Origin of the sequence: Xylophilus sp. (assembly GCA_009914555.1) — a bacterium.
GTDB lineage: Bacteria > Pseudomonadota > Gammaproteobacteria > Burkholderiales > Burkholderiaceae_C > WNDY01.
The window spans coordinates 14,471-40,072 of record WNDY01000041.1; the positions used below are offsets into that span (position 1 = coordinate 14,471).

Annotated in this window: 23 protein-coding genes and 1 pseudogene; 16 read left to right on the forward strand and 8 right to left on the reverse strand. The window is 71.2% G+C overall.

The window, feature by feature from the left end:
• The first annotated feature begins 26 nt into the window (after window positions 1–26).
• From GAK38_RS16665 to adk, 5 genes are all read left to right on the forward strand, one after another.
• Window positions 27–449, forward strand: a complete 423-nt coding sequence (locus GAK38_RS16665) for an ExbD/TolR family protein (RefSeq protein WP_325346014.1) — start codon at window positions 27–29, stop codon at window positions 447–449.
• The gene (gene lpxK, locus GAK38_RS16670) at window positions 446–1,507 is read left to right on the forward strand and encodes a tetraacyldisaccharide 4'-kinase (RefSeq protein WP_325346016.1); all 1,062 of its coding nucleotides are present in this window, start codon (window positions 446–448) and stop codon (window positions 1,505–1,507) included. Before GAK38_RS16665 ends, lpxK begins: the two co-directional genes overlap by 4 nt.
• Window positions 1,500–1,703, forward strand: coding sequence for a Trm112 family protein (locus tag GAK38_RS16675; protein WP_325346018.1), 204 nt, complete (start codon window positions 1,500–1,502; stop codon window positions 1,701–1,703). The genes lpxK and GAK38_RS16675 overlap by 8 nt, the downstream gene beginning before the upstream one ends.
• Window positions 1,700–2,476, forward strand: coding sequence for a 3-deoxy-manno-octulosonate cytidylyltransferase (gene kdsB / locus GAK38_RS16680; RefSeq protein WP_325346020.1), 777 nt, complete (start codon window positions 1,700–1,702; stop codon window positions 2,474–2,476). Before GAK38_RS16675 ends, kdsB begins: the two co-directional genes overlap by 4 nt.
• A 173-nt stretch (window positions 2,477–2,649) precedes the next feature.
• Entirely contained in the window at window positions 2,650–3,306 is a 657-nt protein-coding gene (gene adk, locus GAK38_RS16685) for an adenylate kinase (RefSeq protein ID WP_325346023.1), read from the forward strand.
• Between the two features lie 73 nt (window positions 3,307–3,379).
• Here the strand turns inward: adk and GAK38_RS16690 are convergent, their stop codons facing one another.
• Window positions 3,380–4,393: an asparaginase gene (locus GAK38_RS16690; RefSeq protein WP_325346025.1), complete on the reverse strand. Its 1,014-nt coding sequence runs from the start codon at window positions 4,391–4,393 to the stop codon at window positions 3,380–3,382.
• 94 nt (window positions 4,394–4,487) lie between these two features.
• Here GAK38_RS16690 and lexA point away from each other — a divergent pair, with 94 nt between their 5' ends.
• The 3 genes from lexA to GAK38_RS16705 all read left to right on the forward strand — a co-directional run bounded on the left by lexA (window position 4,488) and on the right by GAK38_RS16705 (window position 6,906).
• On the forward strand, window positions 4,488–5,162 hold the full coding sequence (lexA, locus tag GAK38_RS16695; RefSeq protein ID WP_325346026.1) for a transcriptional repressor LexA: 675 nt from the start codon (window positions 4,488–4,490) through the stop codon (window positions 5,160–5,162).
• Between the two features lie 255 nt (window positions 5,163–5,417).
• Window positions 5,418–5,789 carry a hypothetical protein gene (locus GAK38_RS16700; protein WP_325346028.1) on the forward strand — a complete coding sequence of 124 codons (372 nt, stop codon included), beginning with the start codon at window positions 5,418–5,420 and terminating at the stop codon, window positions 5,787–5,789.
• Between the two features lie 109 nt (window positions 5,790–5,898).
• On the forward strand, window positions 5,899–6,906 hold the full coding sequence (locus tag GAK38_RS16705) for a D-2-hydroxyacid dehydrogenase family protein (protein ID WP_325346030.1): 1,008 nt from the start codon (window positions 5,899–5,901) through the stop codon (window positions 6,904–6,906).
• Window positions 6,907–6,958: 52 nt separating this feature from the next.
• On the opposite strand, the gene GAK38_RS16710 is transcribed toward GAK38_RS16705, so the two are convergent.
• A complete protein-coding gene (locus GAK38_RS16710; RefSeq protein ID WP_325346032.1) occupies window positions 6,959–8,917 on the reverse strand; it encodes a type IV pilus assembly protein FimV in 1,959 nt (652 codons plus the stop codon).
• 130 nt (window positions 8,918–9,047) lie between these two features.
• On the opposite strand from GAK38_RS16710, the gene GAK38_RS16715 reads away from it, so the two are divergent.
• Genes GAK38_RS16715 through GAK38_RS16725 form a run of 3 tightly spaced genes read left to right on the forward strand, consistent with a single transcriptional unit; the run spans window position 9,048 to window position 12,122 of the window.
• Window positions 9,048–10,568, forward strand: coding sequence for a 3-hydroxyacyl-CoA dehydrogenase (locus tag GAK38_RS16715; protein WP_325346034.1), 1,521 nt, complete (start codon window positions 9,048–9,050; stop codon window positions 10,566–10,568).
• A gap of 9 nt (window positions 10,569–10,577) precedes the next feature.
• A complete protein-coding gene (locus tag GAK38_RS16720) occupies window positions 10,578–11,357 on the forward strand; it encodes an oxepin-CoA hydrolase, alternative type (protein WP_325346036.1) in 780 nt (259 codons plus the stop codon).
• Between the two features lie 45 nt (window positions 11,358–11,402).
• Window positions 11,403–12,122 (forward strand): Crp/Fnr family transcriptional regulator, encoded by a 720-nt coding sequence (locus GAK38_RS16725; protein WP_325346037.1) that lies wholly within the window; start codon window positions 11,403–11,405, stop codon window positions 12,120–12,122.
• Window positions 12,123–12,292: 170 nt separating this feature from the next.
• Here GAK38_RS16725 and GAK38_RS16730 read toward each other — a convergent pair whose 3' ends face one another.
• Window positions 12,293–13,483: an aminotransferase-like domain-containing protein gene (locus GAK38_RS16730; RefSeq protein WP_325346039.1), complete on the reverse strand. Its 1,191-nt coding sequence runs from the start codon at window positions 13,481–13,483 to the stop codon at window positions 12,293–12,295.
• A 237-nt stretch (window positions 13,484–13,720) separates the two neighbouring features.
• Between GAK38_RS16730 and nth the strand changes: the two genes are divergently transcribed.
• Both nth and GAK38_RS16740 read left to right on the forward strand, forming a co-directional pair.
• Complete coding sequence (nth, locus tag GAK38_RS16735; RefSeq protein ID WP_325346041.1) at window positions 13,721–14,383, forward strand: endonuclease III; 663 nt, start codon at window positions 13,721–13,723, stop codon at window positions 14,381–14,383.
• Window positions 14,380–15,534 (forward strand): GGDEF domain-containing protein, encoded by a 1,155-nt coding sequence (locus GAK38_RS16740; RefSeq protein ID WP_325346042.1) that lies wholly within the window; start codon window positions 14,380–14,382, stop codon window positions 15,532–15,534. Before nth ends, GAK38_RS16740 begins: the two co-directional genes overlap by 4 nt.
• 102 nt (window positions 15,535–15,636) lie before the next feature.
• Here GAK38_RS16740 and GAK38_RS16745 read toward each other — a convergent pair whose 3' ends face one another.
• Both GAK38_RS16745 and GAK38_RS16750 read right to left on the reverse strand, forming a co-directional pair.
• A complete protein-coding gene (locus tag GAK38_RS16745; RefSeq protein ID WP_325346044.1) occupies window positions 15,637–16,587 on the reverse strand; it encodes a Bug family tripartite tricarboxylate transporter substrate binding protein in 951 nt (316 codons plus the stop codon).
• Window positions 16,588–16,631: 44 nt separating this feature from the next.
• On the reverse strand, window positions 16,632–17,717 hold the full coding sequence (locus tag GAK38_RS16750; protein ID WP_325346046.1) for a mandelate racemase/muconate lactonizing enzyme family protein: 1,086 nt from the start codon (window positions 17,715–17,717) through the stop codon (window positions 16,632–16,634).
• A 115-nt stretch (window positions 17,718–17,832) separates the two neighbouring features.
• Between GAK38_RS16750 and GAK38_RS16755 the strand changes: the two genes are divergently transcribed.
• The gene (locus tag GAK38_RS16755; RefSeq protein WP_325346048.1) at window positions 17,833–18,756 is read left to right on the forward strand and encodes a LysR family transcriptional regulator; all 924 of its coding nucleotides are present in this window, start codon (window positions 17,833–17,835) and stop codon (window positions 18,754–18,756) included.
• Window positions 18,757–18,914: 158 nt separating this feature from the next.
• Entirely contained in the window at window positions 18,915–20,051 is a 1,137-nt protein-coding gene (locus GAK38_RS16760) for a zinc-dependent alcohol dehydrogenase family protein (protein WP_325346050.1), read from the forward strand.
• Window positions 20,052–20,571: 520 nt separating this feature from the next.
• Here the strand turns inward: GAK38_RS16760 and argC are convergent.
• Window positions 20,572–21,489, reverse strand: a complete 918-nt coding sequence (argC, locus tag GAK38_RS16765) for an N-acetyl-gamma-glutamyl-phosphate reductase (protein ID WP_325346051.1) — start codon at window positions 21,487–21,489, stop codon at window positions 20,572–20,574.
• Window positions 21,490–21,571: 82 nt separating this feature from the next.
• Here argC and GAK38_RS16770 point away from each other — a divergent pair.
• Window positions 21,572–22,435 (forward strand): annotated as a pseudogene (locus GAK38_RS16770) (LysR family transcriptional regulator); the annotation flags it as partial.
• Window positions 22,436–22,658: 223 nt separating this feature from the next.
• On the opposite strand, the gene GAK38_RS16775 reads toward GAK38_RS16770, so the two are convergent.
• Both GAK38_RS16775 and GAK38_RS16780 read right to left on the reverse strand, forming a co-directional pair.
• Window positions 22,659–23,801, reverse strand: a complete 1,143-nt coding sequence (locus GAK38_RS16775; protein WP_325346053.1) for a PepSY-associated TM helix domain-containing protein — start codon at window positions 23,799–23,801, stop codon at window positions 22,659–22,661.
• 3 nt (window positions 23,802–23,804) lie between these two features.
• Window positions 23,805–25,511 (reverse strand): TonB-dependent receptor, encoded by a 1,707-nt coding sequence (locus GAK38_RS16780; protein ID WP_325346055.1) that lies wholly within the window; start codon window positions 25,509–25,511, stop codon window positions 23,805–23,807.
• Between the last annotated feature and the right edge of the window lie 91 nt (window positions 25,512–25,602).

Genomic DNA, 25,602 nt, shown 5'->3' on the forward strand with positions numbered 1-25,602 from the left:
CTTGGGGCGGCCCGGCGGAGGTTGCCATGAACTTCCGCCCCCGTTCGCGCAGCGACGAGCCCGAGATCAACCTGATCCCGTTCATCGACGTGCTGCTGGTCGTGCTCATCTTCCTGATGCTGTCGACCACTTACAGCAAGTTCACCGAACTCCAGCTCCGGCTGCCGGTGGCCGATGCCGAGCAGCTGCGCGACCATCCGCGCGAGATCATCGTCTCGGTGGCGGCCGACGGCCGCTACGCCGTGGCCCGGTCCGCTGTGGCCGGCCAGGGCGTCGAGGCGCTGGTGCAGGCGCTGGCCGCCGCCGCCGACCCGCAGCGCGACAACGTGGTCATCATCAGCGCCGATGCGCAGGCGGCCCACCAGTCGGTGGTGAGCGTGATGGAGGCCGCGCGCCGCGTGGGCCTCATGCAGATCACCTTCGCCACCCAGCACAGCCCCGGCAGATGAGCAGGCCGCCGGCCGCCGCCGACGGCGCGCCGCTGGCCAGCCGGCTGCAGCGCGCCTGGCTGGGCCGCGGCCCGCTGGCCTGCGCGCTCTGGCCGCTGTCGCTGCTCTACGGCGCCCTCGCCTTCCTGCGCCGCAGCGCCTACCGCCGCGGCTGGCGCCGTGCGCGGCGCATGCCGGTGCCGGTCGTCGTGGTCGGCAACGTGGTGGCCGGCGGGGCCGGCAAGACGCCGGTGGCGATCGCGCTGGTGCGACACCTGCAAGCCCAGGGGCGGCGGCCCGGCGTGGTTTCGCGCGGCTACGGGCGGCGCACCGGCGGCTGCCGCGCAGTGCAGGCCGACAGCGCCGCGCTGGAGGTGGGCGACGAGCCGCTGCTGATCCACCGCGCGACCGGCGCGCCGCTGGTTGTCGCCCGCCGCCGGGCCGAGGCGGCCGAGGCCCTCCTGGCGGCCCACCCGGAGGTCGACATCATCGTCTGCGACGACGGCCTGCAGCACCTGGCGCTGGCGCGCGACGTGGAAGTCGTCGTGTTCGACGACCGCGGCGCCGGCAACGGCTGGCTGCTGCCAACGGGGCCCCTGCGCGAACCCTGGCCGCGCCGGCCCGCGGCGGGCGTGCCGCAGCTGCTGCTGCACACCGGCGTCCATCCCGCCTTCGCCGGTTGGCGCGCACCGCGCGCTCTGGCCCGCCACGCGGTGCGGGCCGACGGCAGCCGGGTGGCGCTGGCCGACCTGCGCGGCCAGCCGGTGCAGGCCGTGGCCGGCATCGCATACCCCGAAGGGTTCTTCTCCATGCTGCGCTCAGCTGGTGTGCAGCCAGCCTATACCCTCGGCCTGGCCGACCACGCCGATTTCACCGGCTGGCAGCCGCCGGCCGGCGGCGCCCTCCCGCTGCTGTGCACCGAGAAAGACGCGGTCAAGCTTTGGGCCACCCATCCGCAGGCGCTGGCCGTCCCGCTGGAATGTACGCCGGAGCCGGCCTTCCTCGCCGCGCTGGATGCGGCGCTCGTCCCACTATCATCGGGGGCCGCATCGCCACCGCATCCCACCGACCATGGATAGCAAACTCCTCGAACTGCTGGTCTGTCCCGTCACCAAGGGACCGCTGACCTACGACCGCGCCGCCCAGGAACTGGTGTCCTACAGCGCCCGCCTGGCCTACCCGGTGCGCGACGGCATCCCCGTGCTGCTCGAGAACGAGGCCCGCACGCTGACCGACGACGAGATCGACGCCCGCCCGCGCCCTCCTCAACCATGACGGTTGCGTTCACCGTCCTGATCCCGGCGCGCATGGCCTCCAGCCGCCTGCCGGGCAAGCCGCTGGCCGACATCGCCGGCCTGCCGATGGTCGTCCACGTCGCCCGGCGCGCCGCCGCCAGCGGCGCGGCGCGCACGGTGGTCGCCGCCGACGACGCGCGCGTGCTTGAGGCCTGCGCGGCCCACGGCGTCGAGGCGCTGGCGACGCGCGCCGACCATGCCACCGGCAGCGACCGGCTGGCCGAGGCCGCGACGCTGCTCGGGCTGGCCGACGACGCCATCGTCGTCAACGTCCAGGGCGACGAGCCGCTGATCGATCCGACCCTGGTCGCCGCCGTGGCCCGCCTGCTGCACGACACGCCGACCGCCAGCATGGGCACGGCGGCGCACGCGATCGCCGATGCAGCCGACTTCGCCAATCCGAACGTCGTCAAGGTCGTGCGCGACGCGCGCGGCCTGGCCCAGTATTTCAGCCGCGCGCCGATCCCGCATGCGCGCGACCATGCCGCAGGCGCCGCCTGGTGGCGGGACAACGCCGCGCTCGCTTCCCATGCGCCGCTGCGCCACGTCGGCATCTACAGCTACCGCGCGGGCTTCCTGCGCCGCTTTCCCACGCTGCCGCAGGCGCCCACCGAGGTGATCGAGGCGCTGGAGCAGCTGCGCGCGCTCTGGCACGGGCACCGCATCGCCGTCCACCTGGCGGCCGCCGCGCCCGGCGCGGGGGTCGACACGCCCGAGGACCTGCAGCGCGTGCGCGCGCTGCTGGCCGCCTGAACCGATGCGGCGGGACCTGCCGGCGGGCGGGTTCCTGCGGGCCGGCACGTAAGCTGCCTCGAAGGAGGCGCATGCTATCCTCGCCCGCGACAAGAACAGCGCACCCCGGGGCCCTGCGGCCCCCGCCGCGGCCAGCGCTGCCCGACAGCACTCCAAACCATCCGAGGAAAACCATGAGACTGATCCTGCTGGGACCGCCTGGCGCGGGCAAAGGCACGCAAGCGGCCTTCATCACCCAGAAGTACGGCATCCCCCAGATCTCCACCGGCGACATGCTGCGCGCCGCCGTCAAGGCCGGCACGCCGCTGGGCCTGCAGGCCAAGTCGGTCATGGACGCGGGCGGCCTCGTCAGCGACGACCTGATCATCGACCTCGTGAAGGAACGCATCGCCCAGCCGGACGCCGCCAACGGCTTCCTGTTCGACGGATTCCCGCGCACCATTCCGCAGGCCGATGCGCTCAAGAGCGCCGGCATCAAGCTCGACTACGTGCTCGAGATCGACGTGCCGTTCGACGCCATCATCGAGCGCATGAGCGGCCGCCGCTCGCACCCCGCTTCGGGCCGCACCTACCACGTCCGGTTCAACCCGCCCAAGGTGGAAGGCAAGGACGACGTGACCGGCGAAGCGCTGATCCAGCGCGAGGACGACAAGGAAGAGACCGTGCGCAAGCGCCTGGAGGTCTACAGCGCACAGACCCGCCCGCTGGTGGACTACTACTCCGCCTGGGCGCAGCAGGATGCGGCCGCCGCCCCGCGCTACCGCAGGATCAGCGGCGTCGGCGCGGTCGAGGACATCACCGCCCGCGCCCTGGCCGCCCTCGAAAACTGACGGCAGCGGAGATACCCCCCGGCCTACCAGTCCACGGCGGACACAATCCGCCCGTCATGGCCGCATACTCCCACTATACCTTCCGCCATACCGAGCCGGCGCCCAGCAGATCCAGCGCCAGCGCGATGCGCGCCTTGGATGGCGAAAGCTCCCCCGCATCCCCGAACGGCCGGCCGGCCACCGGCAGCACCGCGCCTTCGGCGCAGCGTGTGGCGCGCCATACCACCACGCCGGCGGCCTCGGCCCTCACCAGCGCGGCCTCCAGCGCCGCATGCAGCGTGCCGTTGCCCGTGCCCGCGGCCACGATGCCGGCGAGCCGGCGCGGATCGTCGGCCGGCTGCCGCCGCCGCTGGGCGAGCAGCGCCTCCACCAGGAGGCCGTCCGCATCGGCATGGCTGGACACGATCTCCACGCGCGGCAAGGCCGCGGCCTCCAGCACGCGCCGCAGCGCCAAGCCGTCCAGGGGCTCGGACCGCGGCCACGGCTGCCAGCGCCGCAGCCGCCCCTCCTCCAGCACGCCGAGCGGCCCAGCCTCGCCCGAGCCGAAAGCTTCGAGCCGGTAGGTGTGCTGCTTGCGCACGGCCAGGGCACCGTGCACCCGGCCGGCATTCACCGCCAGGACGCCCGATGCACCGGCCACGGCAGCGACCGCGACCGCATCACGCAGATTCTGCGGCCCGTCCGGCTGGAGCCCCGTGGCCGGCCGCATGGCCGATGCCAGCACCACCGGCTTCGCCGGCGCGAGCACGGTTTGCAGGAAGAAGCCCGTCTCCTCCAGCGTGTCGGTGCCGTGCGTCACGACGATGCCCTGCGCCGCCTCGTCGCCCAGCCAGCGGGCGCAGCGCGCGGCCAGCCGCTGCCAGGTCGGGAAGTCCATGTCCTTGCTGTCGAGCTGTGCCACCTGCTCGACCACGATGCGCGCCCCGCCCGCCGCGGCGTCCAGGCCCGGCACCGCGGACAGCAGGTCGGCCACGGTCAGCTGGGCCGCGCGATAGCCGAGGTTGTCGCCGGCCGCCGTCGCCCGGCCGGCAATGGTTCCGCCGGTGCCCAACACCGCGATCGTCTTTTCTGCGCACGTGTCTTGCATTTTTCAAAAGACTGTTCAAAAATACAGTTACTGGATAGAGAAACAGGCCGGCAGCCGCTGGCCGGCACCGTACCGATCCGCCCTGGAGTCCGCCATGTTCGACAGTCCCAAGCTCACCGCCCGCCAGCAGCAGATTCTGGACCTGATCCAGACCGCCATCGCCCGCACCGGCGCGCCGCCCACGCGCGCCGAGATCGCATCCGAGCTCGGCTTCAAGTCCGCCAACGCCGCCGAGGAGCACCTCCAGGCGCTGGCGCGCAAGGGCGTGATCGAACTGGTCAGCGGCACCTCGCGCGGCATCCGCCTGCGCGGCGAGGCCGTGCGCTCCATCAATGCCGCGCGCGGCGGCCAGTTCAGCCTGCCGCTGCCGGGCTTCGCCCAGCTGGCCCTGCCGCTCGTCGGCCGCGTCGCTGCCGGCTCGCCCATCCTGGCGCAGGAGCATGTCGACCAGACCTACTACGTCGAAAGCAGCCTGTTCGCCGCCAAACCGGACTATCTGCTCAAGGTGCGCGGCATGTCCATGCGCGACATCGGCATCATGGACGGCGACCTGCTCGCCGTGCAGGCCACGCACGACGCCAAGAACGGCCAGATCGTCGTCGCCCGCATCGGCGACGAGGTAACGGTCAAGCGGCTGCGCCGCACCGCCGGCAGGATCGAGCTGCTGCCCGAGAACCCGGACTACCCGGTCATCGTGGTCGAGCCCGGCGAGCCCTTCGAGATCGAAGGGCTCGCCGTCGGCCTGATCCGCAACACCATGCTGAACTAGCAACCCCTTCGGTGCCCCGGCAGGTGGCGGGCGTACCAGGGCAGCCCTGCGGCCGCCCTGGCGACCCTGCCGTGGCGCCGTCGCGCGATGGACCGTTCCTCCGGGGCACGCCTTGCACGTGCCGTCCGGAGGGCGGTGTGCCGCCTGCAATCCTGTCTGTGTCCAGCCAGCCCAGCCGCGCCGATGCGCAGCGGCGGGCGGCGCCCATCCCTGCGTCCGGCACCTCTGCCGCAGAGCGGGAGCCGGAGAAACCACATGCGCCTTGCCATCGCCAGCATTTCCAGCTTCACCCTTCCCTCCCCCGCCGCGGCCCATGCCCTGTCGCGGGCCGCGCGGGCAGTCCGCCAGGCACTGCGCGGCCTGTCGTGCACGCCGCGCAGCCGGGCGCCGGAATCCGCCACACCTTCGCCAGCCCCCGCCGCCGTACAGGGCGTGCAGCCTGCGCAGGATGCGCCGCAGCCCATCGTGCTGGCCCTCGGCCAGCCGCCCCAGCCCCGGACGGCACGGCGCGGCGTGCGCGTGTGCCGCGCGGCGGCCGGTGGCGGCCGCATGGTGATCTCGGGCCGCATGGACGAGGTCTGCGCAGAACTCGAACGCCTGGCCCGGTGCGAAGCGGCCTCGGCCTGATGCCGACGCCTTGCACGACCTGCCGCGCCCCGGACGCGCGATGCGCGTAGCCGCGGCCAGCCACTGGTTGCACGGAGGACCGGCACATCCGCCAAGGCACAATGGCGGCATGAACATCGTGATATTGGACGACTACCAGGACGCGGTGCGCAAGCTGCAGTGCGCTAGCCGGCTCGACCCGTACACGGCCAAGGTCTACACCAACACGGTCAAGGGGCTGGGCCAGCTGTCGGTGCGGCTGCGCGACGCCGACGTCATCGTGCTGATCCGCGAACGCACCCACATCACCCGGCAGCTCGTCGACAAACTGCCGCGCCTGAAGCTCATCGCGCAGACCGGCAAGGTCGGCGCCCATGTCGACGTGGCTGCCTGCACCGAGCGCGGCGTGGCCGTGGCCGAGGGCGTCGGTTCCCCGGTCGCGCCGGCCGAGCTGACCTGGGCGCTCGTGATGGCCGCGGTGCGCCGGCTGCCTCACTACATCGCCAGCCTCAAGCATGGCGCCTGGCAGCAGTCGGGGCTGAAGGCGGCGTCCATGCCACCGAACTTCGGCTTGGGCACGGTGCTGCGCGGCAAGACCTTCGGCATCTGGGGCTACGGCAAGATCGGCCAGATCGTCGCCGGCTATGCGCGCGCCTTTGGCATGAACGTGCGCATCTGGGGCCGCGAGGCCTCGCGCGCCCAGGCACTGGCCGACGGCCTGCAGACCGCCGCCAGCCGCGAGGAATTCTTCGAGCAGTGCGACGTGGTTTCGCTGCACCTGCGGCTGGGCGACGCCACGCGCGGCATCGTGACGCTGGAGGACCTGTCGCGCATGAAGCCGACCGCGCTGCTGGTCAACACCTCGCGTGCGGAACTGATCGAGCCCGATGCCCTGATCGCTGCGCTCAACCGCGGCCGGCCCGGCATGGCGGCCGTCGACGTGTTCGAGAGCGAACCCATCCTGCAGGGCCACGCGCTGCTGCGTCTGGAAAACTGCATCTGCACGCCGCACATCGGCTATGTCGAGCAGGACAGCTACGAACTCTATTTCGGCGCGGCGTTCGACAACGTGGTGAACTACATCCGCGGCACGCCGACCAAGATCGTCAACCCCGGCGCTCTGCAGGTCCGGCGCTGACCTGGGCCGGCCCCGCTGCGCCGGCAGGCACCGGCGCGGCATGGCGCCAGACTCACCGGGCCGATGCTTTCGAGCGGGCGCTGCGTGCCAGCCCGGCCTCGATCTCCTCATCGAGATCGAAGTCGATGAGATTGCCGTGCGGCGCATCGGGGCCGGAGGCCGGCGACGACAGCGCGGGCGCCGCCGGGGGGTCGATGTCGAGCATCAGCGAAGGCTCCAGCGGCTCCACGTCGAGCATGCGGCTTTCCACCGTCAGGCCGTCGATGGCGTCGCGCAGATGGGTTCCGGCATGGCCGCGCGGCTTCGCCGGCTGCGCGTTGGCATAGCCGGCATCCAGCACCACGGCATAGAGCAGCAGCAGTTCGCGGTAGGCATCGAGCGCGAAAGGCCCGGCTGTGCGGGGTGCGCCCGGGCGGCGCACCAGATGGGCTTCCAGCAGCACCGCCGACTCCGGCGTGCCCCAGACGCGCTCGATCGACTTCAGCACTTCGGGATAGTCTTCCATGCCGTAGGTCGGCCGGTGGAATTCGGCAAACGGCGGCACGGTGCCGTTGAAATGCTCGCCGAAGCGCTGGGCCAGGCGGCTGTAGTCCTCGACCCGGCTCAGCGTATGGAAGATGTGCAGCAGGTCGAGGTAGGCCAGCGGGCTGGATTCGGCGTATTCGGCGATGTGCTTTTGCAGCGCCTCGATGGCCTGTTCGTACTGGCCGAGCGAGACGAAGAAGTCCGCATGCTGGCGCACGTCGAACAGCTCTTCGGGGTTGACCACCCGCCCACCTTGCGAAGCGGCGGCGGAAGGCGACGCCGTCAGGTGGCCGAAGGCCGAAGCGGCAGCCTCGACATGTGCCAGATCCACGTCGATGCCTTGCACGAAGGCAGGCGCCGGAGCCGGCAGCGCAGCAGTTGCCGGCCTGGCCGCCGCAGGGGCGATCGGCACCGGCGCCGTGGTGTCCTTGGGCTCGGGTGCAGGCACTGCGGCCTCCGCGGCCGCGCCGGTGCCGTTGAACTGCCACCAGTTGCGGCGCGCCCTCTCGTCGCGCCGGCTGCGGGCGAACAGCCAGCCGGCCAGCGCCAGGGCCAGCGCGAACAGCAGGCCGAGCAGGTAGACCACGGTGCCGCCGAACCCCTCGGACCGCTGCTGCTCCAGGCGGGCCTGCAACTCGGCGGAGGCGGCCTTTTCACGGGACGCGGCGGCCCGCAGGTTGCGGACTTCGGCCTCCAGCGCCTGCAGGCGGTCCGCGCCGCGCAGCACGTCCTCGGGCGAGGCGTTGAGCGCCTTCCAGAGCGCCGCGGCCTCGCTGCGCCGGGCCGACGGCTCTTCCGCCGGCACCTTGGCCAGACCATCGGAGAGGCGCAGCGTGCCCGGCGTGCCGGGCCAGTCCTCCAGCGGGTCGAGCGCCAGCCGTGGCCGTGCGGAGGCGGCGGCGGGCGCCGGCGCAGGTGCGCGGACGGAGACGCGCGGCGCCGCCGCCGCGTGGGAGGGCTGCTCGTCGGCCAAAGGAGCCGCAGCCGCAGCGGAGCGCGGCCGGCGCGGAGTCGCCGGCCGCGCCTCAGCCGTCTCGGCCGCCGGGGCCGCGGCCGAAGATGGCGTCGATGCTGCAGGCCGCGCCGCAGCCGCCTCGCGCTGCACAGTCTCCGCAGCGAAGGGAATGGCCACCGGCAAACTCGACCGGGCCACGGTCTCGGGCAGGTGGGCCAGCAGGGTATAGCTGCGGGTGATGCGGTTGCCGCAGCCCACGCTCAGGCGCACGACAGCCACCGGCTCATCGACCGCGGAGGTGGTCTGCAACCGCACGGCGGTCAGCCGGCCTTGGACATCAGTGACGGGGATCTGGCGCACCCGGGCGCCGTCGAGGCGGCTGTCGCCCAGCGCGACCTCGGCGCGGTTGCAACTGGTGCCGGGGTCTTCGCCGGCGTCGGCCTGCACGTCGATCAGCCGGTCCAGCGGCTGGCCGAGAGTGACTGCGCCGCGCGGGGCTCCCAGCGAGAGTGCCAGAGCCTCATGCCCCACCACAGACAGCAGAAGACCCAGTACCGCGCCGCGATGTTTCACGCATTCCCCCTTCCCTTTTGAAGTGCGGCCGATTCTGTCACATCCCACTTTGCGCGTGCGGCGGCGGCGTGGTAGAGATAATGCCGTTATGACAATTACCTATAAGTCAGTGGGCGTTGTGGGCGCCGGTGTCATGGGCCAGGGCATCGCGCAGTTCGCGGCCCAGGCCGGCAGCACCGTCCGCCTGTTCGATACCCAGGCAGGCGCCGCCGACGCGGCCCGCGGCCGCGTGGCCGGGCAATGGGAACGGCTGCGCGACAAGGGCCGCATCGACGGTGCGCGAGCCCAGGCATTCGCGGCCCGGCTGGTCCCGGCGGCGGCGCTGGAGGAGCTGGCGGACTGCGACCTGGTCGTCGAGGCCATCGTCGAGCGGCTGGACGCCAAGCAGACGCTGTTCGCCGCGCTGGAGCGCATCGTCGGGCCCGCGGCCGTGCTGGCGACCAACACCTCGTCGCTGTCAGTCACCGCGATCGCCGCGGCGCTGCAGAAGCCGGAGCGCTTCGCCGGCTTGCACTTCTTCAACCCGGTGCCGCTGATGAAGGTGGTGGAAGTCATCCCCGGCCTGCGCACCGCGCCCGACGTCGCACGCAACCTGTCGGAGTATGCACGGCAGGCCGGCCATTCTCCAGTGCTGGCACAGGATACTCCCGGTTTCATCGTCAACCACGCGGGCCGCGGCTACGGCACCGAGGCGCTGCGCATCGCGGGTGAAGGCGTGGCCGACTTCGCCGCCATCGACCGCATCCTGCGCGACCAGGCCGGCTTCCGGCTGGGGCCCTTCGAACTGCTGGACCTGACCGGGCTCGACGTGTCCCATGCGGTGATGGAGTCGATCTACCAGCAGTACTACGGCGAGCCGCGCTTTCGCCCCAGCGTGATCGCCGCGCAGCGCAGGGCCGGCGGGCTGTTCGGCCGCAAGACCGGCGAAGGTTTCTACTGCTATGTGGACGGTGTGCAGCAGCTGGCGCCGGAGCTGCCTGTGCCCGTGGTGCAGCGCATTCCCCCGGTCTGGGTGTCCTCGCGCGCCGCGCGGCGCGCCGAACTGTTCCAGTTGCTCAAGCACCTGGACGCCACGATCGAGACCGGCGAATCGCCCTCGCCCCAGGCGCTGACGCTGGTCGCGCCGCTGGGCTACGACGTGACCACGGTCGCGGTGGTCGAGCGCCTGGACCCGGCGCGCACCGTCGGCATCGATCTGCTGGTGGAGGACGCGGCCACCAAGCGCCGCGTGCTGGCCACCAACCCGGCCTCGCGGGCCGACTTCCGCGATGCGGCCCATGCGCTGTTCGCGCGCGACGGCAAGCCGGTCAGCGTGATCCGCGACAGCGGCGGCTTCGTCACCCAGCGCGTGCTGGCCATGATCGTCAACATCGCCTGCGACATCTGCCAGCAGCGCATCTGCTCGCCGGCCGATCTGGAGACCGCCGTCACGCTCGGCCTGGGCTATCCGGCCGGGCCGCTGGCGCTGGGCGACCGGCTCGGGCCGACCAACGTGCTGGAGGTGCTGTTCAACCTGCAGACCGTGTATGGCGACTCGCGCTACCGCCCGAGCCCCTGGCTGCGCCGTCGCGGCGCGATCGGGCTGAGCCTGCTGCAAGACGAAGACTGAGGGCCTTCCATGCCGTCCGAACTCAGGAGCCACCACCAGGGCCAGACCCTGGTGCTCACTATCAGCAACCCCGAGGCGCGCAACGCGCTGGGGCCGGAGATCTACGTCGCGGGCGTCGAGGCGCTGAACGCCGCGGATGCCAACCCGGAGGTGCGCAGCGTCGTCATCACCGGCGCGGGCGGCACTTTCTGCGCCGGCGGCGACCTGCGGCGCCTGCTGGCGCGCCGCAACGAGCCGCCCTCGGCGCAGGCCGCGAGCGTCGAGGCGCTGCATGGCTGGATCGAGACCATCCACGCCTTTCCCAAGCCGGTGATCGCCGCGGTCGAAGGCGCGGCGGCCGGCGCCGGCTTCTCGCTCGCCCTGGCCTGCGACCTGATCGTGGCCGCGCGCGATGCCGTCTTTGCCGCCGCCTACAGCCGCGTGGCGCTGTCGCCCGACGGGGGCGCCAGCTGGAACCTGGCGCGGGCCCTGCCCCGCCAGCTCGCGGCCGAACTGCTGCTCGAAGGCGGCAGCATCGGCGCCCAGCGGCTGCATGGGCTCGGCGTGGTCAACCGCGTGGCCGAGCCCGGCAGCGCTTTGCAGGACGCGCTGGCCCTGGCCGGGCGGCTCAACGGCCGCGCGCCCAATGCGCTCGCCAGCATCAAGGAACTGCTGGCCGACGCGCCGCAGCACCCGCTGACCCAGCAGCTGGCAGCCGAACGCGACCATCTGGTGGCCAACCTGCACCATGCCAACGGCGGCATCGGCATCCGCGCCTTCCTGGACAAACAGACTCCCCACTTCGAGTAGAGACAACGAACGGCCCGGCGCCGCAGGCCGCGCGCCGGACACGCCATGAACGAGCCGATGCTTACCGTCGAGGAACGCGAAGCGATCAACAGCGGTCGCTGGTTCTCGTCCCTTTCGCCCGCGCTGCGGCACGACATTCTTCGATGCGCCTACGTCAAGCGCTACCAGGACGGCGACCTGATCGCCGCGCGCGGCGATCCGCCGCAGGAATGGATCGCCTGCGCGCGCGGCGCGGTGCGCGTCAGCTCCACCTCGCTCGCCGGCCGGCAGGTCACGCTGACCTACATGGAGCCCGGCGTCTGGTTCGGCGATGTGGCCTTCTTCGACGGCGACCGGTGCACCCACGATGCCTATGCGCACGGCAGCACCAGCACGCTCTGCGTGGCGCGCGGCGATTTCAGAAAGATCCTGGCGCAGCATGCCGAGTTCTACGAGGCGCTGCTGCGCCTGCAGGCGCGGCGCATCCGGCTGCTGTTCGGCCTGGTGGAAGACCTCAACACCCTGCCGCTGCGCGCCCGCCTGGCCAAGCAGCTGCTGCATCTGGCGCGCAGCTATGGCGTGCCCGCGCCGGCCGACGGCAGCGACACGCGCATCAGCCTGCAGCTCGCGCAGGAGGAGTTGGCGCACCTGCTCGGCGCGTCGCGCCAGCGGGTGAACCAGGAACTCAAGTCCATGGAGCGCGACGCGGTCATCCGCATCGAGCCCTCCGGGCTGGTGGTGCGCGACCGGGCCGCCCTGCGCCAGATCGGCGAGACCGAGCCGTAGCCGCAGGCGCGGCCTTCGCCGACGGGCCAGCCGGTGCCGCCTACAGCGCCAGGGCGCGGTGCCGGCGGGCTGCAGCAGCGTGACCGCGTGGCGCAGCTGTCGAGCGTGCCGGTCGACATGCCGTGCGGATCAGGTCGACCATGGCGCTGCCGGTGGGGATGGCGGGCGGTTCAGAGTGCCCGGGCGAGCCGTGCCACGCCTTCGCGGATGCGGGCCTCGTCGGCCGTGGCGAAGCTCAGGCGCAGCGTGGCTGGGTCGGCGTCGGTCGCGAAGAACGGTGCCCCGGGCACGAAGGCCACGTTCTCCGCGATGGCACGGCGGGCGAATTCGGCCGCGTCGGCCACCTTGCCGCCGGCGCCGGTCAGGCGGGCCCAGATGAAGAGGCCGCCCTGCGGCGCGGTGAAGTCGATGGCGTCGCCCAGTTCGCTGCGCAGCGCCTCGCCCATGGCCGCGGCGCGGGCGCGGTAGACGGTGCGCACGCGGGCCAGCGTGCCGGGCAGGCGGCCGCTCTGGAGGTACTGCGCGGCGGTCGCCTGGGCATAGGTGCTGGTGTGGGCGTCGCTGAACTGCTTGCACATCACCGCATTGGCCAGCAGCGCCTGGGGCGCCAGCAGCCAGCCCACGCGCAGGCCCGGGGCCAGCACCTTGCTGAGGCTGCCGGCATAGGCCAGCAGTTCGCGGCTGCCGGGCACCTCGTGGCTCAGTGCCAGCAAGCTCGGCGGCGGAGGCGCGTCGAAATACAGGTCGCCGTAGGGGTCGTCCTCGACGACGAAGGTGCCGTACCGCACCGCCAGCTCCAGCACCTTGCGGCGGCGCTCCAGCGACAGCAGTGCGCCACTGGGGTTGCCGAAGGTGGGAATCAGATAGACCAGCTTGGGCCGGTGTTCGGCGATGAGCCGTTCCAGCCGGTCGACCTGCACGCCCTCGGCGTCGATCGGCGCGCTGATGACCTCGGCGCCGTAGAGGCGGAAGGCCTGGATGGTCGCCAGGAAGGTCGGGCCTTCGACCAGCACCTTGTCGCCCGGATCGATCAGCGTCTTGCCAATCAGGTCGAGCGCCTGCTGGCTGCCGGTGGTGACGATGAGGTCGCCGGCAGCCACGTCCCGCACGTCCTTGGCCTTCAGGAAGGCGGCGAGCTGCTCGCGCAGCGGCTGCCAGCCCTCGGTGGCTCCGTACTGCAGGGCGCCGGGCTCCTCGGCGAGCACGTGGTGCGCCGCCTCGGTGATGCCGGGCACGTCGAACATGGCCCCGTCCGGGAAGCCGCCGGCGAAGCTGATGATGCCGGGCCTGCCCAGCAGCTTGAACAGTTCGCGGATGGCGGAGGTTTCGACATTGGCGAGGCGGGAGGCGAAAGCGGGCATGGTGGAGGAGCTGTCTGCGAAGGGGAAACCGGCCCCTGCGGGGGCCGGTGGCTCGCGGATGGTAACGTTCTTGCGCAGCGGCCGCCGGGCACGCGATGCGCCGCCGCCACGCGCGCGGCGGCCCTCCGCCCTACACTCGGCCGTTGCCTCCATGAAAACGACCGCCCCCAAGCCCCCCGCGCCGCGCGGACCGCTGCCCCCCAGGGGGGCGCTGTTCACCCCGGGGGCGGCCCAGCGATGAAAAAAGCAGATATCGTTCCCTTCTTCCAGGCCCTGCAGGCGGCCAACCCGTCGCCCAAGACCGAGCTGGAATACACCACGCCCTTCGAACTGCTGGCCGCCGTGCTGCTGTCGGCCCAGGCGACCGACGTGGGCGTGAACAAGGCCACCCGCAGGCTCTATCCGGTGGCCAACACGCCGCAGGCCATCCTCGACCTGGGGCTGGAAGGGCTGGAGTCGTACATCAGGACCATCGGCCTCTACCGCAGCAAGGCCAGGCACCTGATGGAGGCCTGCCGCATGCTGGTCGACCTGCACGGCGGCGAGGTGCCGCACGACCGCGGGGCGCTCGAAGCGCTGCCCGGCGTGGGCCGCAAGACGGCCAACGTGGTGCTCAACGTGGCCTTCGGCGAGCCGACCATCGCGGTCGACACCCACATCTTCCGCGTGAGCAACCGTACCGGCCTGGCACCCGGCAAGACGCCGCTGGAGGTGGAGCTCAAGCTCATGAAGCGGGTCCCCCGGGAGTTCGTCGACCATGCGCACCACTGGCTGCTCCTGCACGGCCGCTACGTCTGCCAGGCGCGCAAGCCGCTGTGCTGGCAGTGCCAGGTGGCGCCGTGGTGCGACTACAGGCCCAAGACGCCCGCTCCGGCGGCAGCCTCGCGCACGCGCCCGTGAACCCCTTGTCCAACTTCGCCATCGACCCGCGCTCGGTCATCGTCCTGACCGGCGTGATGAGCCTCGTCATGTCGCTGGTGATGTTCTTCCTCTACCGCAGCGCGCCGCCGGGCGTGCGCGGCCTGCGCGAGTGGATGCTCGCGCCGGCCGTCTGCGTGGTCGCCACGCTGCTGGTGGGCGCGCGCGGCCTGCTGCCGGACCTGCTGAGCATCGTGGCGGGCAACATGGTCGTGTTCCAGGGCGCCCTGCTGTTCTACGCCGCCAGCCAGTGCTTCCTCGACGGGCGGCGCGACACCCGCGGGTGGACCGCGGTCACGCTCGCGCTCGGCCCGGTCATGGCCTGGTACACCTACGTGCAGCCCAGCTACGGCGCACGCCTGGTCGTGGCCACCTCGGTCACCTCGCTGCTGTTCACCGCGCACCTGCGGCTGTACCTGCGCCACGGCATGCAGGGCTTCGGCCGGCGCTTCATGGTCGGCGTGCTGTGCATGGAGATCGTGGTGCTGCTCGGGCGGCTGGCGGCGGTGTTCACCGGATCGGCCGGATCGACCCTGATGGACCCCACCTGGATCCAGGCGCTCTACATCGGCATGAACGCGCTCACGGTGCTGCTGCTGAGCGTGGGCGGCATCGTGCTGGCGACCGACCGGGTGCGCGCCGAATTCCAGTACCTGGCCCGGCACGACACGCTGACCGGCGTGCTCAACCGCGGCGCGCTGATGGACGTGTTCGAGGCTGCGGTGGAGCGGGCCCGCCGCCAGCGCACCGCCCTGTCGGTGCTGCTGCTGGACCTGGACCACTTCAAGGCCGTCAACGACACCCACGGCCACCAGGCCGGCGACCGGGTGCTCCAGGATTTCGTGGCGCAGCTGCAGGGCATGCTGCGCGCGCCCGACACGCTGGGCCGCTACGGTGGGGAGGAATTCGTGGTTCTGCTGCCCGGGACCGAACTGCGCACCGCGCTGGGCGTGGCCGAACGCATCCGCAGCGGGATCGAGACGTCGCCGGGCATGCTGCGCTATACCGTCAGCATCGGCGTGACCGAGTTGCGGCGCACCCCCGGCGAGACGATGGACACGCTGCTGGCCCGCGCCGACCAGGCGCTCTACGAGGCCAAGCGCGCCGGCCGCAACCAGACCCGGTCGGCCTGAATACTCCGGGGGCCAAGGGCTGAAAGCGCCTGCCAATAGGGCGCTTCCAGACCATACCCAAGGCCCCTGGCTGGGCCGGCCGATGTGCCTGCCGATGCGGCGTCACTGGAGCTGCATGCCGGTGCTGCTGATGAGCTGCTGCAGGAACTTCATCTGGCCTTCGAGGAAGGCGCCGACTTCGGCCGGCTTCATCGGCCGCGGCTCCAGATCCAAGCCTTCGAGCTTGCGCCGCATCTGCGGATCGGCCACCACCTCGGCGAGGGCCGCGTTGAACGTCTGCACGGCCGCCTCCGGCATGCCGGCCGGGCCGATGAAGGCCGACCATTCGCCGATGTCGATCGGCGCGAAGCCCTGTTCCGCCACCGTGGGCACGTCGGGCATCAGCCGCGAGCGCCTGGAAGAGGCCACCGCGATGGGCCGAAGGTCACCCCGCTTCGCATAGACGGCGGCCGTCGTGGGCGTGCTGAAGAGCATGCGAACCTGCCCGCCCACCACGTCGGTGAGCGCAGGCGCCGCGCCGCGGTAGGGCACGGGCGTGAGCTTGATGCCGTTGTCCCGCTCGAAGGCCGCCACCGAGAACTGGCTGGCCTGTGCCCGCCCGCCGAAAGCGTAGCTGACCGCGCCGGGCTCGGCCTTGGCCACCCGCACCAGGTCGGCCAGGTTCTTGATTCCGTCGCTCCTGCGCACGGACCAGACCGTCTGCGATTGCAGGAAGAAGGCCACCGGGGTGAACGGCTTGAGGGAGGTGGCCGTGGCCGCGAAAGGCATGTTCACCATGCCGAGGGTGTAGCCGTCGGGGCTGGCCGACGCGACGAGGTTGGCCACCACCGTGCCGGTGCCGCCCGGCCGGTTCTCGATGACCACCGGCTGGCCCAGGCGCTTTTCGAGGGCGGACTGCACCAGACGGGTGGACGCGTCCGACGTGCCCCCCGCGGCCACCGGCAGCAGGATGTGGATCGGGCGCTGCGGCCAGCCGTCGCCGGCATGGACCGTGGCGGCAAGGCATGCGGCGGCCGAAGCCACCGCGCCCAGGAACAGGCGGCGGGCTTGCATGGTGGTGTCTCCTTGTCTTGTGGTCTTCGCGTGCGAACCGGAAGTCAGAGCTGCTGCTTGAATTCGGCGCTGAATTCGAGGCCGTGCCCGGGGCGGTCGGACAGCACGAAATCGCCCTGCTCGAACACGGGCGCGCCGTCGAACAGCCGCCAAGTCCAGGCCTTGTATTCGGCCAGCAGCCCGTTGGGAACGGCCGCGACGAGCTGCGCCTGGAACTCCGGCATGATGTGGCTGACCACCGGAAGCCCGTGCGCGCGGGCCATGGCGGCGACCTCCATCCAGGCGGTGATGCCGCCCACGTGCATCACGTCGATCATGCAGATGTCCACCGAGCGCCGGGCGAACATCTCGCGGAAGGGGGCCACGCCCCAGACGCTCTCGCCCGACATGATCTGCGTGTGCGTCGATGCGGTGACGTGCGCCATGCCGTCGTAGTCGCTGTGCCGGACCGGGTCCTCGATGCAGAACAGGCCGACTTCTTCGAGCCGGTGCGCCATCTCCACGGCCTGGCCGACGGTCCAGCGGTCGTTGATGTCGGCCATCAGCTGGATGTCCGGCCCCAGGGCTTCGCGCACGGCCCGGGCGCGTTCGAGTTCGCGGTTCGGCGCGAACTCGCCTTCCAGCGCCAGGTTGATCTTGACGTAGCGGAAGCCCTGCTCCTTGACCGCTTGCGCAGCCTTCACCCCTGCCGCGGTCGTGATGTTGCGGTGCAGGGGACCGCTGGAATAGGTCGGCACGCGCTGGCGGAAGCCGCCCAGCAGCTTCCACAGCGGCAGGTTCGCGGCCTTGCCGGCGATATCCCACAGCGCCAGGTCGATGGCGCAGAGGGCGGTGCAGAAAATGCCGGCGTGGGCCATGGTGCCGGCATGCCGGGTGATCTTGTGGCGCAGCGCATGGATACGCTGCGGGTCCTCGCCCACGATCAGTTCAGCGAATTCCTCGACGGCCGACAGCAGCGCGCCATGCATGCCGCCCACCGAGAAGCCGATGCCGATGCCGGCCACGCCTGCGTCGGTATGCAGCTGCAGGGCCACGATAGGCCGGGTGCAGGCCTGGCGCGTCTCGGCAATGGCGACCAGGTCCTCGTCAGGAACCTCGACGAGCGCAGCGCGGAAGCTGGTGATCTTCATGTCTGTCCATGTCTCCAGGAAATCGAGCATCGATCGTAGGAAAGCCGATTGGAACGATCAAGCCACATACCGGCACTAGACTGATGAAGAATTTTCAAAGACGACGCGAGACACCATGGGATGGGACTTCAACAGCATGCGCATCTTCGTGCTGGTCGCGCAGACGCACAGCCTGAGCGCGGCAGCCGAGGCGCTGGAGCTGACGCCATCGACCGTCAGCAAGGCCATGACGCGCATGGAAGCCGACCTGGGCGTGCGGCTGCTGCACCGCACCACGCGCTTCGTGCACCTTACCGCCGAGGGCGTGGAATTCCTGACACGCTGCCAGGCGATCCTGCAGGAACTCGACAACGCCACCATGGCGCTGTCGAACGCACGCTCGGTACCGCAAGGGCGGCTGCGAGTGCTGGTGCCCGTGGGCTTCGGACGCCAGGTCGTGGTGCCGTCGCTGCTCGAATTCAGGCGCCGCCACCCGGCGGTGGTCCTTGACGTGGAGCTCAGCGACCGCCGGCCCGACATGGCACATGAAGGCCTCGACGCCGTCGTCGGAATCGGACCCCCGGCCGATGCCGGCCTGGTGGCCCACCGCCTGGGTCAGTACCGCTGGCTCGCCTGCGCCTCGCCGGCCTACCTGGCGGAACACGGCGAGCCCCGCACGCCGGCCGACCTGGCCGACCACCACTGCCTGTCGTACGCCTTTCCGCAGTCGCAGAACTACCGCGAATGGCGCTTCACCAAGGGCGGGCGGACCTTCACCCAGGCGATCTCGGGGCACCTCAACATCAACCATGCGGAGTCGCTGATGGAGTTCGCGATCGCCGGCGCGGGCATCGTGCAGGTCAGCACCTTCGTGACCGCCGCGGCCCTGCGGCAGGGCACCCTGCGGGCCGTGCTGACCGACTACGCCAGCTGGGGCCCGGAGATCCACATCGCCTACCCGCCCAACCGCAACCAGTCTGCACGGGTGCGGGCCTTCATCGAGTTCCTGCAGGAAGTCACGAGCCAGTCGCTCGGCGCGCATGAAAGCGTCATTGCCTGACGATCGGTCACACCGTCCGGGCGGCGCCGGGCTTCCGCAGTCGTCCGGGTGTTCGGCATGGCGGTGCCGCAGCCCACACGGTACGGGCACGGGCACGGGCACGGGCACGGGCGCGGCACCGGCATAGACTGCGCCCGAACAATCCAGGAGACACCAGCATGAAGATCCGTGCCGCCGTGCTTGCCCAGTCGGGCGTCGCCCGTCCCTATGCGCAGAGCCGCCCGCTCGCCATCCGCGAGGTCGAGCTCGCGCCGCCCGGCCCCGGCGAGGTGCTGGTGCGCATCCGCGCCGCCGGCCTGTGCCATTCGGACCTGTCGGTCATCTCGGGCGACCGGCCGCGCCCGCTGCCGATGGTGCTGGGCCACGAGTCGGCCGGCGAGGTGGTCGAGACCGGCCCCGGCGTGGGCCGCCTGCGCGCGGGCGACCGCGTGGTGCTGGTCTTTATGCCCAGCTGCGGCTGTTGCCTGCCCTGCGCCGAAGGCCGGCCCGCGCTGTGCGAGCCCGGTGCCGCGGCCAACAGCGCCGGCACGCTGCTGTCGGGCGAACGACGGCTGGCCACGCCGGCCGGCGAGCCGCTCAACCACCACATCGGCGTGTCGTGCTTCGCCGACTACGCGGTCGTGTCCGAGCGCTCCTGCGTCCGGCTCGAAGGCGAGACCGCCGAGATCAGCCATGCCGAGGCCGCCCTCTTCGGCTGCGCGGTGCTGACCGGCGCCGGCGCCGTCATCAACACCGCCCGGGTGCAGGCTGGCACCTCGGCGGCGGTGCTGGGCCTGGGCGGCGTGGGCTTCAGCGCCCTGCTGGCGGCGGTGGCCAGCGGCGCACGCACCGTGGTGGCGCTGGACCTGAACGACGACAAGCTCGCGCTGGCCCGCGAACTCGGTGCCACCCACACGGTGCGCGCCGATGCGCCCGATGCCGCCGAGCAGGTGCACGCGGCCACGGCCGGCGGCGTGGACCACGCCTTCGAGATGGCCGGCGCCATCCCGGCGCTGGAGCTGGCCTGGGCCATCACCCGCCGCGGCGGCATGACCGTCTCGGCCGGCCTGCCGCACCCGACCAAGCGCTTCGCGCTGCCGCCGGTGCAGCTCGTCGGCGAGGAGCGCACGCTGCGCGGCAGCTACATCGGCTCGGCCGTGCCGGTGCGCGACATACCGCGCTACATCGGCCTGTACCGCCAGGGCCGGCTGCCGGTGGACCGGCTCATGGGCGAGCAGCTGCCGCTGGAACGCATCAACGAAGGCTTCGACCGCATGGCCACCGGGCATGCGCTGCGCGACGTGGTCCTGCCGTGAGCCCCGGCGTGGACAGCAGAGAATGCGCCCGGAGGACGACCCTGGTCTCGCGCCGAGCCCCGCCATCGGACAGCGCCACGATCTGCAGCTGCGGCGTGCGCGTGCCACACCGCCGGCCGACGAGCGCGGGACGGTGCCGATGCCTTCCTCCTCCGCCAGCAGGCAGATCGATTCGGAGCTGCTGACCTGGATGCGGAATTCCAGGCTGCGCCCGATGGCCCGCCAGCGGCGGCAGGATACCCGCGGGTGCGGTGCCCTCGGCCCGCGCTGTGGTGCTCGTCGAATGCGTGGGCCGGCCGCCGCCAGCGAGATGCAGACCCGCTCCGCCCCCTTGCGCAGGTTGGACGCCGCGGCCACGTAGACGAAGAGCTGGCTTGAGGTCGAAGAGGTCGAAATGCATGGGAAAGTGGCCGTCCCAATGACGCGGCAGGCAGGCAACCGCCGGTCGTGCGGACAGTTGCAGCGCGGTTCAGCCGCCCTGGGCAAGCACCGCCGGCCAGTATGCCGCCGCGGCCGCCGGCTAGCCGGCGCCGGCCATCAGCCGCAGGTTCTGCACCGCCGCGCCGGCCGCGCCCTTGCCAAGGTTGTCGAGCACCGCGCCCAGCACGATCTGGCCGGTGCGCGCATTGCAGGCCACGGCCAGGCTCATGTCGTTGGAGCCGTTGTGGGCCTGCGGGTCCAGCTCCATCGCCGGTTCAGCCGAAGACAGCGGCAGCACCCGCACATGCGCCGCGCCGCGGTAGCGCTCCGCGAGGCAGGCGTGGATGCGTCCGCTGCTGGCGCCGGCGGGCAGCATGCGCGCATGCAGACCGATGGTGAGCACGATGCCCTGCCGGTAGCTGCCATAGGCGGGAACGAAGACCGGCCGCTCCGACAGGCCGGCATGGGCCTGGATTTCCGGCACGTGCTTGTGTTCCAGCGCCAGGCCGTAGACGCGCAGCGCATGCGCCGCACCGCCGGCCTCGTGCGCCTCCACCCCCGCCCGGCCTTGGCCCGAATAGCCCGAGACCGCATGGATGGCCAGCGGATAACCGGCGGGCAGCAGGCCCGCGTCGGTCAGCGGCCGCAGCAGGGCGACGGCGGCCGTGGGATAGCAGCCTGGGTTGGCCACGCGCCGCGCCGAGGCGATGCGCGCGGCCTGCCGCGCATCGAGCTCCGGCAGGCCGTAGACCCAGCCCGGACTCGTGCGGTGCGCGGAGCTGGCGTCGATGACGCGCACCGCGGGGTTCTCGATCATCGCCACCGCGTCGCGGGCCGCGGCATCGGGCAGGCAGAGGATGGCGATGTCGCTCTCGTTGAGCGCGGCCCGGCGAGCAGCCGCGTCCTTGCGCAGGTGCGCGGGCAGCGTGCGGATGCGGAATCCGCCGCCGCGCAGCCGGTTTCGCAGGTCGAGGCCGGTGGTGCCCTGGTCGCCGTCGATGAAGAGGTGGAGGTCCATGGAACGCAACCATAGCGGCGAGGCTTCTGTGGCTCCAGCTAAATAAATGGAACGCCGGATTCAGAAAAGTTAAATTGAAGGGATGCGGGAACTGAGCCTCGACCATCTGCGCACCCTCGTCGTTGTCGCCGACCTGGGGTCGCTGGCCCGCGCCGCGGGCGCGCTCCACCTGGCGGCACCCACCGTCACCGTGCAGCTCGCGGAACTGGAATCGCGGCTCGGCGGCCGCCTGCTCGTGCGCGGGCGCGGGCCGGTGCAGGCCACCGCCCTGGGCGAGCGCTTCATCGCGCGCGCTCGCCGGCTGCTGGCGGACGCCGACGACGCGGTGGAGGACGTCCGGCGCCAGCTCTCGGGCCAGACCGGCCGCGTGCGGGTCGGCGCTTCGACCGGCGCCATCGCGCACCTGCTGCCGCCCGCGCTCGAACGCCTCGCCCGGGACCATCCCGGCATCGACGTGAACGTGCAGGTGCTGACGTCCAGCGACAGCATGGCCCGGCTGGCCGTGGGCAGCCTGGACCTGGCCGTCGTGGCGCTGCCGCAGGCGCCGGTGCGCGGCGTCCAGGTCATACCGCTGCGGCGCGAGCCGGTCGCGGCCGTCCTGCCGGCGGCCTGGAAGGCGCCCCGGCGGCTCACGCCGCAGTGGCTGGCCGCGCGGCCGCTGATCCTGAACGACGCCTCCACCCATCTCTACCGGCTCACCGCGGAATGGTTCTCCGCGGCCGGCCTGCCGTGCCGCCCGCGCATCGAACTCAACTACAACGACGCGATCCGCACGTTGGTCGCCGCCGGCTACGGCGCGGCCCTGCTGCCGCAGGAACCGCATGCGCCGGCGCACGACCCCCGCATCGCCGTACGGCCGCTCAGTCCGGCGCTCTGGCGGCAGTTGGGCCTTGCGGTCGGCGAACGGGACGCGACAGGGCCGACCGGCTTTGTCCTGGAAGCGCTGCTGCACCCCCGGACTCCGGACGCCTGCGCCAGGCGGCATGGCCGCTCGCTGAACACCCCTTTCGCCAAAAACAGACGACGCGCACCCGCCGCAGGGCGGATAGTGCACGACGCGGCACTGCACCGTGCATACCCGACAGCAGCCATCATCGAGCGCGACTTCACCCCCTGGCTTCGGTGTCCTGCTCCCGACCGTGGATGGCTCCGCGACGTTCCCATGGAGCTCATGCAGCCGTTGTCCGGACGGCGCGATGGCTGCGTTGCACGGCGCGTGCACGCAGCCGCCAGCGCCACCATCCCGTGAGCCACAGCACCGCCGGCAGCAGTCCTGCCGCGCACAGCAGGATGCGCAAGGGCAAGCCGCCTGCGGACCCATCGTGCAGCGGATGCAGCCAGTTGTTGATCAGGTTCGGCGCGCCGAACCGTTGCTGGTCCTGCACTGCCAGGACCCTGCCGCTGAACTGGTCGACGTAGACGTAGCTGTGCGGGAAGCGGAAGCTCGGATCGCCCGGCTGCTGGACCCGCACCATGAAGGCGCCTTCGCGGCGGCCCGGAACCTCGACCCATGCGAGCCTTCCGTGCGGCATCACGGCATGGGCGGCTGCCAGGGCCTGCACCACCGTGACCGGCGGGCGGCCGGTCGGCACCGATGCCGGCATGGTCGTCTTCTGGAGGGGTCCCACGGTCTGCTCCAGCACCCAGTTGCTCTCTTCCGGCAACGCCAGCATGAAGCCGGTGAGCGACAGCATCAGCAGCAGGGCGAACCCGGCCAGCCCGGCAAGCTTGTGCACGTCACGCAGCGTGCGAAGGCAGGACGCATCCTTCTTGAAGCGAAGCGCCCTGCTCCAGTTGCCTCGGGGCCACCATGCCCAGATGCCTGTGATGAGAAGCACGAGCGAGGCCAGGCCGCTCCAGCCGACCAGCGCCCTGCCGGGGGCCTTGAGCATCAGCTCCATGTGCAGGTCGTAGATCCAGGTCATGAGATAGCCGCCCCACTCCTCGGATCGCAGCACCCGTTTGCCCTCGGGTGTCAGCCAGACCATGCCGCGCTGCTCGTGGTGCCCGCTTCCTGCGGGCAGGTAGCGCACCGGCAGCGCACCGGGCCGGCCGGTCGCTTCGAAGCGCCAGGCTCCGTCGCGCTGCGGCCACCTCGCGCGCAGCGTCGCCAGGGCGTCATCCCAGACGGCGGCGTTCCAGCCCGGCGCTTCTCCGCCAGTCGATACGCGCACCTCCGGGTTGAGTACGGCATCGAGCTCCTGGTAGAAGACCAGCGCAGCGCCGGTCAGGCCCAGAAGCATCAGAACCGCGCCCACGCCGAGCCCCAGCCAGAGGTGAACCTGGCGGATCAGGTTCCGCAGATGCGGCATGCCTCAGAACCTCCCGAGCAGGGATATCTCGAAGCTGCGCGGCGCGCCCAGGTAGATGTTCGTGGTGGGGTAGCCGGAATACTCGCCGTAGAAGGCATTGGTGAGGTTGCGGCCGCGCAGCGTCACGGTGGCGTTCTTCGACGCCTGCCAGGACAGCGCTGCGTCGAGCGTGGTGTGGCCTTTGACGAAGATGGTGTTGGCCGTGTCCGTATAGAAGCCCGAGGCATGGCGCACCGAGCCCTGGATCGAGAACGCCGTGTTCGGAATCCTGTAGCTCGCATGGACGCCGGCCGTGGTGCGGGGCGTATTGATCGGGTGGTTTCCGGTGCGCACGGCCCCGCCGGCTTCGACCAGATCATCGTACTTGGCATCGACCACACCGACATAGGCATTGAGGAGCAGCGCGCGGCTTACAGCAGCTCCGACGTTGAGCTCGACTCCGCGCGACGACTGGCTGCCGCCTTGCACCGTGAGCGAGGAGTCGGCGGGGTCGCGGGTCAGGATGTCGTTTTGCTTGATGTAGTACGCCGCTCCGGTGAGCGTCACCTGTCTGTCCAGCGCGTTCGCCTTGAAGCCGGCCTCCACGGCCCTGCCCCTGGTCAGCCGGAATGCGGTGTTGGCGATCGACTGCAGCAACATGGATGAGACCGGAACGGCAGCCGTCGTGTACTGGGCGTAGAGCGTGGCGTCGGGCGTGAGTTCGTACGTGGTTCCGATCCGCCACGAGACCGGGTGGTAGCGCGGATGCGCGGTCTGCACCGTGTTCGGCGTCACGCCGAAATTGGTGACGACCCGCTCCAGATCGATGTCGTCGTACCGCAACCCGCCCACCGCCAGCCAGCGCGAGTTCAGATGGAGTGCGTCTTCGAGGAAGACGGATGCCGTACGCAGCCTGGAATCGTAGTTGACGTTCGAGGCGGTGTAGACGCTGTCGGACGTCGGGAAGCTGCCTACCGCCGGGCGGTAGGGATCGACGACGCTCACGGCCGAACTGGGCGCCGACTGGCGCAGGCTCGCAAAGTCGGTGCGGTTGTATTCCGCACCGGCAGTGAAACCGTTCTTCAGTCCCAGCAGACTGCCCTCGTTGGACAGTGCCGACCGCACGTTCCAGAACTGGTGGTCGTGGTAGAAGCGCTGCAGGGTGCGCGCCAGCCCGCCGTTGGGGAAGGCCGCGCTGGGCGCGACGAAGGTCTGGGTGTCGCTCAGCACGAACGCACGCTTGGCGGTGTAGGCGGTCAGATCGGTGGCTGAGGACCATCCATTGCCGAGCTTCCAGTCGATGCGCGAACGCAGGGTCGTCTCGTCGGCATTCGAATAGGCGCCGTCCGGGTTGTAGTTGGCGCGGCGCAGCGCCCGGTCCACCACCAGGCCGTTGGCCGTGCTCACGATGCTGCTGGGATCCTTGGCCACCGCGGCCGAGACCAGCGGAACGCCCTGGTAGGTGCTGTCGTAGCGGTCGCTGTAGTGGTCCAGCCCGATCAGCACCGACAGGTCGCGCGAGGGCTTGAGCAGCAGGCTGCCGGTGAGACCCTGCGAGCGGGTCTTGTTGTTGGCCACGTCGTAGAGACTGTCGGACTGAAGACTGCTCGCGTCCAGACGCAGGGCTGCCGTATCCGACAGCTGCAGGTTCAGCCCGGCCGCTGCGGTGGAGGTGCCGAAACTGCCGGCCGAGAGGAGCCTGTCCGAAATTTTGTGTGTGAGGCATAGCATGTCAATGAGGAGCATGTATGCCGACGAGCAAGACGAAAACGAAGAACGCAGCGATAGCCGCCCGAACGGCGGCGTTGCCCACGATCCCCAA

Coding starts and splice junctions, on each gene's coding strand:
- GAK38_RS16665 (WP_325346014.1), top strand. CDS start 27: ATGAACTTCCGCCCCCGTTCGCGCAGCGACGAGCCCGAGATCAACCTG.
- GAK38_RS16730 (WP_325346039.1), bottom strand. CDS start 13,483: ATGCCCGCTTTCGCCTCCCGCCTCGCCAATGTCGAAACCTCCGCCATC.
- GAK38_RS16780 (WP_325346055.1), bottom strand. CDS start 25,511: ATGCTATGCCTCACACACAAAATTTCGGACAGGCTCCTCTCGGCCGGC.
- kdsB (WP_325346020.1), top strand. CDS start 1,700: ATGACGGTTGCGTTCACCGTCCTGATCCCGGCGCGCATGGCCTCCAGC.
- lpxK (WP_325346016.1), top strand. CDS start 446: ATGAGCAGGCCGCCGGCCGCCGCCGACGGCGCGCCGCTGGCCAGCCGG.
- GAK38_RS16750 (WP_325346046.1), bottom strand. CDS start 17,717: ATGAAGATCACCAGCTTCCGCGCTGCGCTCGTCGAGGTTCCTGACGAG.
- GAK38_RS16720 (WP_325346036.1), top strand. CDS start 10,578: ATGCCGTCCGAACTCAGGAGCCACCACCAGGGCCAGACCCTGGTGCTC.
- nth (WP_325346041.1), top strand. CDS start 13,721: ATGAAAAAAGCAGATATCGTTCCCTTCTTCCAGGCCCTGCAGGCGGCC.
- GAK38_RS16675 (WP_325346018.1), top strand. CDS start 1,500: ATGGATAGCAAACTCCTCGAACTGCTGGTCTGTCCCGTCACCAAGGGA.
- GAK38_RS16700 (WP_325346028.1), top strand. CDS start 5,418: ATGCGCCTTGCCATCGCCAGCATTTCCAGCTTCACCCTTCCCTCCCCC.
- GAK38_RS16760 (WP_325346050.1), top strand. CDS start 18,915: ATGAAGATCCGTGCCGCCGTGCTTGCCCAGTCGGGCGTCGCCCGTCCC.
- GAK38_RS16755 (WP_325346048.1), top strand. CDS start 17,833: ATGGGATGGGACTTCAACAGCATGCGCATCTTCGTGCTGGTCGCGCAG.
- adk (WP_325346023.1), top strand. CDS start 2,650: ATGAGACTGATCCTGCTGGGACCGCCTGGCGCGGGCAAAGGCACGCAA.
- GAK38_RS16775 (WP_325346053.1), bottom strand. CDS start 23,801: ATGCCGCATCTGCGGAACCTGATCCGCCAGGTTCACCTCTGGCTGGGG.
- GAK38_RS16690 (WP_325346025.1), bottom strand. CDS start 4,393: ATGCAAGACACGTGCGCAGAAAAGACGATCGCGGTGTTGGGCACCGGC.
- argC (WP_325346051.1), bottom strand. CDS start 21,489: ATGGACCTCCACCTCTTCATCGACGGCGACCAGGGCACCACCGGCCTC.
- GAK38_RS16745 (WP_325346044.1), bottom strand. CDS start 16,587: ATGCAAGCCCGCCGCCTGTTCCTGGGCGCGGTGGCTTCGGCCGCCGCA.
- GAK38_RS16725 (WP_325346037.1), top strand. CDS start 11,403: ATGAACGAGCCGATGCTTACCGTCGAGGAACGCGAAGCGATCAACAGC.
- lexA (WP_325346026.1), top strand. CDS start 4,488: ATGTTCGACAGTCCCAAGCTCACCGCCCGCCAGCAGCAGATTCTGGAC.
- GAK38_RS16715 (WP_325346034.1), top strand. CDS start 9,048: ATGACAATTACCTATAAGTCAGTGGGCGTTGTGGGCGCCGGTGTCATG.
- GAK38_RS16705 (WP_325346030.1), top strand. CDS start 5,899: ATGAACATCGTGATATTGGACGACTACCAGGACGCGGTGCGCAAGCTG.